At 45.4% G+C, this 13,579-nt stretch carries 12 protein-coding genes; 7 read left to right on the top strand and 5 right to left on the bottom strand.

Going from position 1 to position 13,579, the window contains the following annotated elements; all coding sequences use genetic code 11:
• The first annotated feature begins 28 nt into the window (after positions 1 to 28).
• Together leuS and MHB62_RS15560 are read left to right on the top strand one after the other, a co-directional pair.
• The gene (gene leuS, locus MHB62_RS15565) at positions 29 to 2,443 is read left to right on the top strand and encodes a leucine--tRNA ligase (RefSeq protein ID WP_015251406.1); all 2,415 of its coding nucleotides are present in this window, start codon (positions 29 to 31) and stop codon (positions 2,441 to 2,443) included.
• Positions 2,444 to 2,558: 115 nt separating this feature from the next.
• A complete protein-coding gene (locus MHB62_RS15560) occupies positions 2,559 to 2,870 on the top strand; it encodes a rhodanese-like domain-containing protein (RefSeq protein ID WP_015714554.1) in 312 nt (103 codons plus the stop codon).
• Positions 2,871 to 2,891: 21 nt separating this feature from the next.
• On the opposite strand, the gene melA is transcribed toward MHB62_RS15560, so the two are convergent.
• From melA to MHB62_RS15535, 5 genes are read right to left on the bottom strand one after another with little or no spacing between them, the layout of a single operon-like run.
• A complete protein-coding gene (melA, locus tag MHB62_RS15555; RefSeq protein WP_003229179.1) occupies positions 2,892 to 4,190 on the bottom strand; it encodes an alpha-galactosidase MelA in 1,299 nt (432 codons plus the stop codon).
• Positions 4,191 to 4,209: 19 nt separating this feature from the next.
• Positions 4,210 to 5,040 carry a carbohydrate ABC transporter permease gene (locus tag MHB62_RS15550; protein ID WP_032722365.1) on the bottom strand — a complete coding sequence of 277 codons (831 nt, stop codon included), beginning with the start codon at positions 5,038 to 5,040 and terminating at the stop codon, positions 4,210 to 4,212.
• Positions 5,037 to 5,948 (bottom strand): carbohydrate ABC transporter permease, encoded by a 912-nt coding sequence (locus MHB62_RS15545; RefSeq protein ID WP_015251409.1) that lies wholly within the window; start codon positions 5,946 to 5,948, stop codon positions 5,037 to 5,039. Before MHB62_RS15545 ends, MHB62_RS15550 begins: the two co-directional genes overlap by 4 nt.
• Positions 5,941 to 7,221: an ABC transporter substrate-binding protein gene (locus MHB62_RS15540; RefSeq protein WP_032722364.1), complete on the bottom strand. Its 1,281-nt coding sequence runs from the start codon at positions 7,219 to 7,221 to the stop codon at positions 5,941 to 5,943. Before MHB62_RS15540 ends, MHB62_RS15545 begins: the two co-directional genes overlap by 8 nt.
• A 33-nt stretch (positions 7,222 to 7,254) precedes the next feature.
• Entirely contained in the window at positions 7,255 to 8,289 is a 1,035-nt protein-coding gene (locus tag MHB62_RS15535) for a LacI family DNA-binding transcriptional regulator (RefSeq protein ID WP_032722363.1), read from the bottom strand.
• Positions 8,290 to 8,506: 217 nt separating this feature from the next.
• Between MHB62_RS15535 and MHB62_RS15530 the strand changes: the two genes are divergently transcribed.
• The 5 genes from MHB62_RS15530 to bioD all read left to right on the top strand — a co-directional run bounded on the left by MHB62_RS15530 (position 8,507) and on the right by bioD (position 13,579).
• Entirely contained in the window at positions 8,507 to 9,406 is a 900-nt protein-coding gene (locus MHB62_RS15530; RefSeq protein WP_015251412.1) for a dienelactone hydrolase family protein, read from the top strand.
• Between the two features lie 209 nt (positions 9,407 to 9,615).
• Positions 9,616 to 10,392: a 6-carboxyhexanoate--CoA ligase gene (bioW, locus tag MHB62_RS15525; RefSeq protein ID WP_017695466.1), complete on the top strand. Its 777-nt coding sequence runs from the start codon at positions 9,616 to 9,618 to the stop codon at positions 10,390 to 10,392.
• Positions 10,382 to 11,728: an adenosylmethionine--8-amino-7-oxononanoate transaminase gene (bioA, locus tag MHB62_RS15520; protein WP_032722362.1), complete on the top strand. Its 1,347-nt coding sequence runs from the start codon at positions 10,382 to 10,384 to the stop codon at positions 11,726 to 11,728. Before bioW ends, bioA begins: the two co-directional genes overlap by 11 nt.
• The gene (gene bioF / locus MHB62_RS15515; protein ID WP_032722361.1) at positions 11,718 to 12,887 is read left to right on the top strand and encodes an 8-amino-7-oxononanoate synthase; all 1,170 of its coding nucleotides are present in this window, start codon (positions 11,718 to 11,720) and stop codon (positions 12,885 to 12,887) included. Before bioA ends, bioF begins: the two co-directional genes overlap by 11 nt.
• Entirely contained in the window at positions 12,884 to 13,579 is a 696-nt protein-coding gene (bioD, locus tag MHB62_RS15510) for a dethiobiotin synthase (protein WP_032722360.1), read from the top strand. The genes bioF and bioD overlap by 4 nt, the downstream gene beginning before the upstream one ends.

The raw sequence follows: 13,579 nt of genomic DNA, 5'->3' as shown, positions 1-13,579 counted from the left end.
CGTATTCAATCAGAAGGAGGTTTTTACTTTGAGTTTTCAGCACAAAGAGATAGAAAAGAAATGGCAAACATATTGGCTTGAAAACAAAACATTTGCCACTCTTGATAATAATGAAAAACAAAAATTCTACGCGCTGGACATGTTTCCTTACCCGTCTGGAGCTGGGTTGCACGTCGGCCATCCTGAAGGATACACAGCTACGGATATTCTGTCCCGCATGAAGCGCATGCAGGGCTATGATGTCCTTCATCCAATGGGCTGGGACGCATTCGGCCTGCCAGCTGAACAATACGCGCTTGACACAGGGAACGACCCCGCTGTGTTTACGAAGCAGAATATTGATAACTTCCGCCGCCAAATTCAAGCGCTTGGCTTCTCATATGACTGGGATCGCGAAATCAATACGACTGACCCTGAATACTATAAATGGACGCAATGGATTTTCTTAAAGCTATACGAAAAAGGCCTTGCTTACGTTGACGAAGTGCCTGTAAACTGGTGCCCTGCGCTCGGTACTGTTCTTGCCAACGAAGAAGTCATTGACGGCAAGAGCGAACGCGGCGGCCATCCGGTAGAGAGACGCCCAATGAAGCAGTGGATGCTGAAAATCACCGCTTATGCGGACAGGCTCCTTGAGGACTTGGAAGAGCTTGATTGGCCGGAAAGCATTAAAGATATGCAGCGCAACTGGATCGGCCGTTCGGAAGGCGCTCACGTTCATTTTGCTATAGATGGACATGATGATTCCTTTACGGTGTTTACAACAAGACCAGATACGCTGTTTGGCGCTACATACACTGTCCTTGCCCCGGAACACGCATTGGTGGAAAACATCACAACGGCAGAGCAAAAAGAAGCTGTTGAAGCTTATATCAAAGAAATTCAATCAAAGAGTGACCTAGAACGCACAGATCTTGCGAAAACAAAGACAGGCGTATTTACAGGAGCGTATGCGATCAATCCTGTAAACGGAGAAAAACTGCCGATTTGGATTGCGGATTATGTTCTTGCATCATACGGAACAGGTGCTGTCATGGCAGTTCCTGGACACGATGAGCGTGATTTTGAATTCGCCAAAACATTCGGCCTTCCGGTGAAGGAAGTCGTAAAAGGCGGGAACGTTGAGGAAGCAGCCTATACTGGCGACGGCGAGCACGTGAACTCTGATTTCCTGAACGGCCTTCACAAACAGGAAGCGATTGAGAAAGTGATCGCTTGGCTGGAAGAAACGAAAAACGGTGAGAAGAAAGTGACGTACCGTCTTCGTGACTGGCTCTTCAGCCGCCAGCGTTATTGGGGCGAGCCGATTCCGGTCATTCATTGGGAAGACGGAACGTCAACAGCTGTCCCTGAAGAGGAGCTGCCGCTGATTTTGCCGAAAACGGATGAAATCAAACCGAGCGGAACGGGCGAATCACCGCTTGCGAACATTAAAGAGTGGGTGGAAGTCACAGACCCTGAGACAGGGAAAAAAGGAAGAAGAGAAACGAATACAATGCCGCAATGGGCGGGAAGCTGCTGGTATTTCTTGCGCTATATTGATCCGCACAATCCGGATCAGCTGGCATCACCAGAAAAATTGGAAAAATGGCTTCCGGTCGATATGTATATCGGCGGTGCAGAGCATGCCGTGCTTCACCTTCTGTATGCCCGCTTCTGGCATAAGTTCCTTTATGATATCGGTGTAGTGCCGACGAAAGAACCGTTCCAAAAGCTGTACAACCAAGGAATGATTCTCGGTGAAAATAACGAAAAAATGAGTAAATCTAAAGGGAACGTTGTCAACCCTGACGAAATCGTGTCCTCTCACGGTGCTGATACCCTGAGATTGTACGAAATGTTCATGGGGCCTCTTGATGCTTCAATCGCCTGGTCTGAATCAGGATTAGACGGTGCGCGTCGTTTCCTTGACCGTGTATGGCGCCTATTTGTTGAAGAAAACGGTGAGCTTAATGGCAAAATCGTTGAAGGCGCTGGTGAAACATTGGAGCGCGTCTATCATGAAACGGTTATGAAAGTCACAGACCATTATGAAGGCCTTCGTTTCAACACGGGTATTTCCCAGCTGATGGTCTTTATTAATGAAGCTTATAAAGCAACAGAACTGCCGAAAGAATATATGGAAGGCTTCGTGAAGCTTCTTTCTCCTGTCGCGCCACACTTAGCGGAAGAGCTATGGGAGAAGCTTGGCCATTCCGGCACAATTGCCTACGAAGCTTGGCCTGTATATGATGAAACAAAACTTGTGGATGATGAAGTTGAAATCGTTGTTCAGCTGAACGGAAAAGTAAAAGCGAAATTACAGGTTCCTGCCGATGCAACGAAAGAACAGCTGGAACAGCTTGCTCAAGCAGATGAAAAGGTCAAAGAGCAGCTTGAAGGCAAAACGATTCGGAAAATCATCGCGGTGCCTGGGAAGCTTGTCAATATTGTGGCAAACTAAGCCTAGAAAAAATCCCCTTTGCCAAAAGGGGATTTTTTTCATCAGTCTCAGAATAGCAATCGTTCAGCTGACTTTGATATACTGAACATGATCACTGTGAATAGGAGTGTTTTCTTTGGAAATAAAAGAAATCAGCACAGCCGCTTTGAAAGAAAAAATTGAGGCGGACGAAGAATTATATTTAATTGATGTCAGAGAAGATGAAGAGGTAGCGGAAGGCATGATCCCGCAAGCCGTTCATATTCGCATGGGGGAAATTCCTGAAAAAATGGAAACCCTTGATAAAGACAAAGAGTACGTATTTATCTGCCGCTCAGGAATGCGCAGTATGAACGTCTGCAAGTACCTGGATGAGCAAGGCTTTAAAACAGTCAATGTTGAAGGCGGCATGATGGCCTGGGAAGGCGAAACAAAACCAAAAAACTAGGGGAGAGCGGTCCCCTAGTTTTTATTTGTATTCCGGAAGCCAATCGCCGTGTGCTGCAAATAAATCGTCACACATGGAGATGATGTCCTTCATGGAAAGCTCCGCGCTTGTATGCGGATCAAGCATTGCAGCTTGGTAAACCGCTTCTTTTTTTCGTGTGACAGCCGCTTCGATTGTCATCAGCTGTGTATTAATATTCGTTCGGTTTAAGGCTGCAAGCTGCTCAGGCAGTTCTCCGGCGAAGCACGGTGTAATTTTTTTTCTGTCGGCGACGCATGTCACTTCCACAACCGCTTTTGAAGGAAGGTTGGTGATCAGCCCTGTATTCAAGACGTTTCCTCCGAAGGTGAATGGTTCGTTTGTTTCCATTGCTTCTATAATTCTTGAACCATATTCCTTTGAGCGTTCGTGCGTAAGGTTTTTATTATTGACGATATCATCCCGCATTTTCTCCCAATTTTCAATCTGCTTGACGCACCTTCTCGGATATTCGTCGAGCGGGATTTGCAGCTCGCTGATCAGTTCAGGGTAATTCCGTTTAATAAAGTATGGGTGATACTCTGCGTTATGTTCGGACGATTCCGTGACATAATAGCCGAACTTATCCATTAATTCAAACCGCACCATATCATGATGCTTTGTTTTTTGTTTTTCTTTCGCTCTCCTTTTGATTTCTGGATATAAATCTGTGCCGTCTTTTTTGACTTCCAAAAGCCAAGCCATATGATTAATGCCTGCGATGCGTTCCTCAATTCCGTCATGCTCCATTCCGAGAGCTTTAAATAAATCCTTCGTGCACACTTGAACACTGTGGCAGAGCCCGATTGTTTTGATATTGGTATAGCGGAGCATGGCGCCTGTAAGAGTGGCCATTGGATTTGTATAGTTTAAGAACCATGCGTCAGGGCACATTTCCTCCATATCTTTTGCGATATCAATTAAGACCGGGATTGTTCTGAGAGATCTGAATATCCCGCCGATGCCTACTGTATCGGCGATCGTCTGGCGCAGCCCATACCGTTTAGGAATCTCGAAATCGATGACTGTGCTCGGTTTGTATCCTCCAACCTGAATCGCATTGATGACATAGCCTGCGTTTTGCAAGGCGAGTTTTCTGTCATCATAGCTGTTGATGGCCACACTTGGGTTATAACGGTCTCTTAGATTTTCGAGCATGAGCTGGGATTCCTGCAGGCGTTTGGGATCAATGTCGTAAAGAGCGAACTCAAATCCATTCAGTGCCTCTGTTAACAGGCAGTCTCCCAAAACATTTTTGGCGAAAATCGTGCTCCCTGCACCGATAAATGTAATCTTTTTCATATTGCTTCCTCCTTTAATGTTAACCCTTTACCGCTCCGGAAGACAGGCCGGCAATAAAGTATTTTTGCAGCGCCAAAAACAGAACAACCATCGGCAGCATTGCCATAAGTGCCGCTGCGGCAACTAAATGAAGGTTGTTTGCGTTTTCTCCGAAAAAACCTGCCATGGCTACTGTTAATGTCTGAACCTTTTGATCTTGTAAAAAGAAAATGGCAAATTGATAGTCGTTCCAAATAAAGACACAAGAAATGATACAGATGGTCGCAGTGATCGGCTTCAGCAGAGGAAACACAATCGTAAAAAAGATTTTCAGCATGCCTGCGCCGTCAATTCTTGCGGCTTCTTCAAGCTCTTTTGGAATGGTCGATCGGATAAAGCCTGAATATAAGAATACGGTTAACGGCATGTAAGCCGCTGTATTGATGAAAATGGCGATTGCGTGTGTATTGATCATTCCGGCGTCCACGACCATTCGGTACAAAGGAACCATGGACGTTAACGGAGGGATGATCATAATGGAAATCAGCAAGGCAAAAACGACTTTATTCAGTTTCGTTTCCCGCCGGGCAAGCGGGTAGGCGGCAAGTGAGCCGAATATAATTAATAACAAGGCAGAAAAACCTGTGATGATCATGGTGTTTATAAAAGAGTTACCTAGCGAAGCGCGCTCCCACGCCTCTGAAAAATTATGAAAGGAGATGTCGGCTGGAAATATCCATTTCGAACTGTAGTCTCCTTTTGCTTTCAATGAAGTGGTCAGCAGGATATAAAAAGGAATAAAATGCGCACAGGCCACAATGGCTGCAAGAAGCGTAATGATCCGCATGCTTTTTGTACGGGCGGCTCTCATGACATTTCCGTCTCCTTTCTTTTAAAGTACGCAAGCGCGCAAAAGCTGATGATCAAAATGACAAATGCCATAAATATGCCTTGCGTTGCGGCATAGCCGGCATCCTGCCGTTTGAAATACAAATCATACATAAACGTGGACATGGATTGTGACGCATTTCCGGGGCCGCCTGCGGTGAGTGCAATGATGACGTCAAACAGCTTTAAGCCTCCGATAATGTTGATGACCATATTAATGGTAATGGAGGGCATTAACAGCGGCAGCGTGATGGTAAAAAACTGCTGCCCTTGTTTCGCGCCATCCATTTGCGCCGCTTCATAGTAGTCTTTCGGAATGCTTTGCAGACCGGCTAAGTAGACAACCATAGCGATCCCGACATATTGATAGGTGTTAATCATGACAATGATCCATGGATTGAGCGAGGGACTGGCGAGCGCATTAATAGGGCTGATGCCGAAGACCCCGAGCAAATCGTTGAGCGCGCCTCCGTCATAGGAGAAGAAAAAGTACCAAATGTAGCCCATAATGAGCGGGCTGATCATCACCGGCAAATATACAATTGTTCTTGTTACCGCTTTCGTTTTAATGCTTTGATTTAAGAGCAGAGCGTACAGAAGCCCGACAACATTTTGAAAAAAGGTGCTGCCAAGTCCGTAAAGCAGAGTGTTTTTTAAGATATGCCAAGTGTCAGGATCAGAAAACAGCCTTTCATATTGCGCGAATCCAACCCATTGGTAAACTTGTGAAAAGCCGTTCCAGTTTGTAAAGGTAATCAATGTGCCTTTCACAAATGGATAAATCATAAAGACCAGAACGGAGAGCAAAGCAGGAATGTACATCCACCAAAGTGAGGACTGCTTTTTTGGCTTAACCTGTTTCACATGAACGTCCCTTGCGATCTCACTCATTGTTTTCAGCTCCCTGTGTTTCCGATTGCTCCCGGAGTCGTTTATATTCTCTTCCCAGCTTCTGCGAAATGTCTTGAGGCGCCAAAATGTCAGCCGCCAGCTCCTGCCCGACCGTGCCTAGGACATCCCACATTCCGTTTGGCAAGTATAAACGGTCAAAGTAAGGCTCGACTTTGATATCTTGATAATGCTCATAATCGTTTGCGTAGAAAATATCAGCTTTCACATTCGTCAGCCCTGAAGGAAGCGATGTGGCTTCAGCCATTTGTTTGGCATTGGCCGGGCGGGCCATAAATGCGATAAATTCTTTTGCCTCTTTTAATTGAGGCGAATCTTTCCATGCTGCAAGGGTGTAGCGTTCACCGCCGATCCATATCGGGTCATCACCGGGATGGATGGCAGGTGTCGGGATAATGCCGACCTTGACGTTCGGATTGATCTGGGCAATGTCTTGGCCGAGTGTGCCGCCTTGCATTGTAAAGGCGATTTTGTTTTGGGCCATTAATTCAATGAGCTGTGATTTTTTTGCCGTGACGGCGTCGATATTGATTAATTTTTCTTTCTGCATTTGTTTGAGGATTTCTGATAAATAAGTGAATTTACTCCATTGAAAAGTGCCGTTGATGAGCTGTTTTTTTTCATTATGGGCAGGGTCTGTGATGAGAAGAGGTGTAGCGAATTGGTCGTAATATTGAGCGAATGAGCTTTTGTCATATCCGGCAAACCAGAAGGGAACAATGCTTCCCTTGCTCTTTTCTTTAATCGTTCTCAGTGCTTTGATAAAGTCATCCATGGTTTCCGGCGGAGCAATGCCGTAACGGTCTAAAATATTGCGGTTATACGCCAGGCCGTCTTTTGCCTGATTGACCGGATAGGCATACACCTTTCCGCTTTTATTTTTGAGGATGCTGTTTAAATTAGGATCAAGATCTTGAGTCCATTCCATATCCCGGAGATCCGCTGTATATTCTCCGTACCTGATTTTCCCCCAGCCATGTGTATCGAATAGATCTGGCAAATCATTGGCCGCCATTCTGACACGCATCATATTTTCATAGTCATTGCCTGGGAAATGAAGGCTGACACGAATGTCACTGTGTTCCTTTTCGAATGTTGCTGCCAGTTTTCTGAACGTATCTCTTTCACTGTCGGTTGACATTGTAGAATAAATGGTTAACGTCTTTTTTGCGGTATCTGCTGAGCTTTTCTCTGCTGAACACCCGGGCAGAACAAGCAGAATAAGAGAGAGAAATAAAACAAAAGTGTGTTTCATCTTTTCCTCCTTATCATCGTGATGAATCTTTGCTTATGTCACCTCCTTTGCTGTACATCCGCAGCTTTGTCTTACGATTAATGTTGTAGGCAGGGTGACATGGTGAGGAAGCGTTCGGCCATTGAGACGGTCAAGCAGCAGTTTTACGCCTGTCCGGCCCATTTCTTCTGTGAATACCTTCACCGTCGTTAAAGGCGTGCTGGCAAATTCAGCTTCCTCAATGCCGTTAAAGCTGACGATTGCAGTATCCCGCGGCACTTGCAGTCCGGCTTCCTGCAGCGCTTTTAATGCGCCGATCGCCATAGAATCGCTGGCAATAAAGAACGCTTCCGGCAGATGGCCTTGATCGATTGCTTTCTTCATCAGGCGATAGCCCTCACGCATGCTGTATTCTCCGATCAGCACATGCTCAGGCTGGGGGGCGGCTGACTCCAAAAAAGCGGTCAGGCGTTTGTCTTCAATCGTTCTGCGAATGCTTTGGCCGTCCTTCAGCGTATGCTCTTTTTCTTGTCCGCCAATGTAGCCTAACCGTTTGTAGCCTAAGTCGAAAAGGTGATCAATCGCCTGGCGTGAAGCCGATTCAAAATCGATTCCAATCGAATCGTATGCTTGCGGATCTGGTGAATGATTGATAAAAACGGCATGCTCCAGCCTTCCGCTGATATGCTTAACCGCTTCATCATGAACACGGCCAATGACAATGACACCATCCAATTCCCGAAAGATATGTTCCTGAAAGGAGCCGAGATGAATCGAATTTGTAATAAAAATTTCCTGTTCAAAGCATTCCTTTTCAATCCCTTTCCGAATGGAAGAAAAATAAGGGTCCTGCCTTTCCTGGTCAGGGGACAGACAGCTCAGCACGCCGATCAGCGGCTGGGCCCGCTGTTTTTGCCCGCGGGCTTTTCGGCGTTTGGCAACGGTTTGATAACCAAGTTCTTCAGCGATGTTGATGACTCTTTGTCTCGTTTCGCCCGCAACAGAAAGCGACTCATCTTCATTTAAAATTCTGGACACAGTTGCGCTGGAAACTTTAGCTTTCAAGGCGATATCTTTAATACGAACCATGGGTATCCCTCTCATCTATTTAGTAAAATATTAACTCATCTGTTTTTGATAAATTGATACTATCATATAAAAGTAAGCGGTTACAATAATTGTTTTCGAAATATTTCATAATATTTACTAAATATTTAGTAAATGATGTGATTTATGTTGGAAAAATAAAGGGGAACCCAGATCTGTCTCGTAAATGTGAAGTAAGCGAATAAGGAAGGGTGATGGGATGAGAGCCGAAAGAAGAAAGCAACTGTTTCGATTGCTTGGTGATTTGCCTGATCGGAGGCCAATCAGTGTTGAGACATTACGTATTGAAGAAAGAGAAGAAAATATCGTTGAAACGCTCCTGCTCGATTTAAATGGACATGAAAAGGTGCCCGCTTATTTTGTGAAGCCGAAGAAAACAGAAGGACCGTGCCCAGCCGTATTGTTTCAGCATTCGCATGGGGGCCAGTATGATAGGGGAAAAAGTGAGCTGATTGAGGGAGCGGATTATTTGAAAACGCCTTCTTTTTCTGATGAGCTTACTTCACTCGGATACGGCGTTCTTGCGATTGATCATTGGGGATTTGGAGATCGGCGGGGAAAAGCGGAAAGCGAGATATTTAAAGAAATGCTTCTCACCGGAAAAGTGATGTGGGGGATGATGATTTATGACAGTTTAAGTGCGTTGGACTATATGCAGTTACGCTCTGATGTTCAGCCTGACAGGATCGGAACCATCGGCATGTCTATGGGAGGTTTGATGGCGTGGTGGACAGCGGCGCTCGATGACCGGATTAAGGTGTGTGTGGATTTGTGCAGCCAGGTGGATCATCACGTGCTGATCAAAACACAGAATCTTGACAGGCACGGCTTTTATTATTACGTCCCATCGCTTGCAAAGCATTTTTCCGCATCGGAGATCCAAGGCCTGATCGCGCCGCGCCCGCACCTTAGTCTTGTTGGTGTACACGATCGGTTAACGCCGGCCGAGGGCGTGGACAAAATCGAAAAAGAATTGACAGCTGTCTATGCTGGACAGGGAGCTTCTGATTGCTACCGAGTGGTCCGTTCTGCTTCGGGACATTTCGAAACAGCAGTTATGAGGCATGAAGCTGTCCGGTTTTTGCAAAAGTGGCTGTGACTGTTAAAAGAAATCGAAAAAGACCGTTTTATGTGAAAACGGTCTTTTTGTTTCCTTTTAACCAACTGCCATAAATCGATGCTTTCTTCTATTGACAGAAACAGGAGAGAATAATATATTCTAATTGTTAACCTTAAAATATAATTGGTTAACAATTAAGGTGAGAAGCACTACACGTTCTTCAGTTATCAGTGAAAGGGCGAGAAATGATGCAAGAAGAAACTTTTTATAGTGTCAGAATGAGGGCTTCTATGAATGGATCTCATGAAGACGGCGGAAAGCATATATCCGGCGGAGAACGGCTTATACCTTTCCATGAGATGAAGCATACAGTCAATGCTTTATTAGAAAAAGGGTTATCCCATTCAAGAGGAAAACCTGATTTTATGCAAATTCAATTTGAAGAGGTATATGAATCGATAAAAACCATTCAGCCATTGCCTGTGCATACGAATGAAGTGAGCTGCCCGGAAGAAGGACAAAAGCTGGCCCGATTGTTATTGGAAAAAGAAGGCGTTTCACGAGACGTGATTGAAAAAGCATATGAACAAATCCCTGAATGGTCAGATGTCAGGGGTGCGGTGTTGTTTGATATTCATACAGGAAAGCGAATGGATCAAACAAAAGAAAAAGGGGTGCGGGTCTCCAGAATGGATTGGCCGGACGCTAATTTTGAAAAATGGGCGCTTCACAGTCACGTGCCAGCTCATTCAAGAATAAAAGAGGCCCTTGCGCTCGCTTCAAAGGTAAGCCGGCACCCGGCAGCCGTTGCAGAATTATGCTGGTCGGACGATCCGGATTACATAACAGGCTATGTTGCGGGTAAGAAAATGGGCTATCAGCGTATTACAGCAATGAAAGAATACGGGACTGAAGAGGGCTGCCGAGTCTTTTTTATTGATGGATCCAATGATGTAAACACGTACATACATGACCTGGAGAGGCAGCCTATTTTAATAGAGTGGGAGGAAGATCATGACTCATGATTTGATAGAAAAAAGTAAAAAGCACCTCTGGCTGCCATTTACCCAAATGAAAGATTATGATGAAAACCCCTTAATCATCGAAAGCGGGACTGGAATCAAAGTCAAAGACATAAATGGCAAGGAATACTATGACGGTTTTTCATCAGTTTGGCTTAATGTCCACGGACACCGCAAAAAAGAACTAGATAATGCCATAAAAAAACAGCTCGGAAAAATTGCGCACTCCACGTTATTGGGCATGACCAATGTTCCAGCAACCCAGCTTGCCGAAACATTAATCAACATCAGCCCAAAAAAGCTCACGCGGGTCTTTTATTCAGACAGCGGCGCAGAGGCGATGGAAATAGCCCTAAAAATGGCGTTTCAGTATTGGAAGAACATCGGGAAGCCCGAGAAACAAAAATTTATCGCAATGAAAAACGGGTATCACGGTGATACGATTGGCGCCGTCAGTGTCGGTTCAATTGAGCTTTTTCACCACGTATACGGCCCGTTGATGTTCGAGAGTTACAAGGCCCCGATTCCTTATGTGTATCGTTCTGAAAGCGGTAATCCTGATGAGTGCCGTGATCAGTGCCTCCGAGAGCTTGAACAGCTGCTTAAGGACCATCACGAGGAAATAGCCGCGCTTTCCATTGAATCAATGGTACAAGGGGCTTCCGGTATGATCGTGATGCCGGAAGGATATTTGGCAGGCGTGCGCGAGCTATGTACAACATACGATGTCTTAATGATCGTTGATGAAGTCGCTACAGGCTTTGGCCGTACAGGAAAAATGTTTGCGTGCGAGCACGAGAATGTCCAGCCTGATCTGATGGCTGCCGGTAAAGGCATTACAGGAGGCTATTTGCCAATTGCCGTTACGTTTGCCACTGAAGACATCTATAAGGCATTCTATGATGATTATGAAAACCTAAAAACCTTTTTCCATGGCCATTCCTATACAGGCAATCAGCTTGGCTGTGCGGTTGCGCTTGAAAATCTGGCATTATTTGAATCTGAAAACATTGTGGAACAAGTAGCGGAAAAAAGTAAAAAGCTCCATTTTCTTCTTCAAGATCTGCACGCTCTTCCTCATGTTGGGGATATTCGGCAGCTTGGCTTTATGTGCGGTGCAGAGCTTGTACGATCAAAGGAAACTAAAGAACCTTACCCGGCTGATCGGCGGATTGGATACAAAGTTTCCTTAAAAATGAGAGAGTTAGGAATGCTGACAAGGCCGCTTGGGGACGTGATTGCATTTCTTCCTCCTCTTGCCAGCACAGCTGAAGAGCTCTCGGAAATGGTTGCCATTATGAAACAAGCGATCCACGAGGTTACGAGCCTTGAAGATTGATTCCTGGTTAAACGAGCGGTTAGACATAGTAAAGGAAGCCGGCGTACACCGTAATCTGCGGTCAATGAATGGGGCACCGGTTCCAGAGAGGAACATTGATGGCGAAAATCAAACGGTCTGGTCCTCAAACAATTATTTAGGGCTCGCAAGCGATAGACGTTTGATCGATGCAGCCCAAACAGCATTGCAGCAATTTGGGACAGGAAGCAGCGGTTCACGTTTAACGACAGGCAATTCAGTCTGGCATGAAAAGCTAGAAAAGAAGATTGCCAGCTTTAAGCGGACAGAAGCGGCCCTGCTGTTTTCGAGCGGTTACTTGGCCAATGTCGGTGTCCTTTCATCCTTGCCAGAAAAGGAAGATGTCATTTTAAGTGACCAGCTCAATCATGCAAGTATGATCGACGGCTGCCGACTTTCTAAGGCTGATACAGTTGTTTATCGGCATATTGATATGAATGATCTTGAAAACAAGCTGAATGAAACACAGCGTTATCAGCGCCGTTTTATCGTAACAGACGGGGTATTCAGCATGGATGGCACAATCGCCCCTCTTGATCAGATCATCTCACTTGCGAAACGCTATCATGCCTTCGTGGTCGTTGATGATGCCCACGCAACAGGAGTTTTGGGTGATTCGGGACGAGGAACGAGTGAATACTTTGGTGTTTATCCTGACATTGTGATCGGCACCTTAAGCAAAGCTGTTGGTACGGAAGGAGGTTTTGCGGCAGGATCAGCGGTCTTCATCGACTTTTTGCTGAACCATGCCAGAACATTTATCTTTCAAACCGCTATTCCGCCAGCCAGCTGTGCGGCTGCTCATGAGGCTTTCAACATCATTGAAGCCAGCAGGGAAAAACGACAGCTTTTATTTTCTTATATCAGTATGATCAGAACCAGTCTGATGAATATGGGGTATGTGGTGAAAGGAGATCACACACCGATTATTCCTGTAGTCATTGGCGATGCCCATAAAACGGTCATATTTGCTGAAAAACTGCAGGGCAAGGGAATTTATGCTCCGGCCATTCGGCCGCCGACCGTTGCACCGGGTGAAAGCCGTATTCGAATTACAATCACGTCTGACCACAGTATGGGTGATATTGATCATTTGCTGCAAACATTTCATTCAATCGGAAAGGAGCTGCACATCATTTGAGGGGTTTTTTTGTGACAGGAACAGATACAGAAGTGGGGAAAACGGTTATATCCAGCGGTCTTGCTGCCTTATTGAAAAAACATAATAGAGATGTCGGGGTGTATAAACCATTTTTAAGCGGGATATCGCGCCATCATCCAGATAGTGATACTAGTCTGCTGAAAGACATGTCGCAGACCGGTCTTTCTCATGAAGACATTACGCCTTTTGCCTTCAAAGCGCCGCTTGCACCATACGTTGCAGGGAAACTTGAGGGAAAGACTGTCACCATGGAAGAGGTTTTAAGCCATTGGGAGCGGATTAGAGAAAAACATGAATGCTTCATCGTAGAAGGTGCGGGCGGTATTTCTGTGCCATTGGGAGAGGACTATTTGGTCAGTCATGTCATAAAAGCGTTGCAGCTTCCCATGATTATTGTGGCACGTCCTCACCTTGGAACCATTAATCATACCTTTTTAACTGTCAAATATGCTGAAAACATGGGGCTTCCAATTGCCGGAATTATCATCAATGGAATCAGTGACTCTCCTGATGAAGATGAAAAAACCAATCCTGAGATGATTGAGCACTTATGCGGTGTGCCGATTTTAGGGGTTACGCCAAAGCTTGCCAACGTGACGAAAGAAACGGTTCTACATATGGTAAAAGACCATATCAATCTATCATTACTGATGAATCAAGTGGGGGTATGA

It is taken from the genome of Bacillus sp. FSL K6-0255 (assembly GCF_045040725.1).
Lineage (GTDB): Bacteria > Bacillota > Bacilli > Bacillales > Bacillaceae > Bacillus > Bacillus subtilis.
Note: the sequence above shows the minus strand (reverse complement) of the source record. Positions and strands in the feature narration are given on the sequence as shown.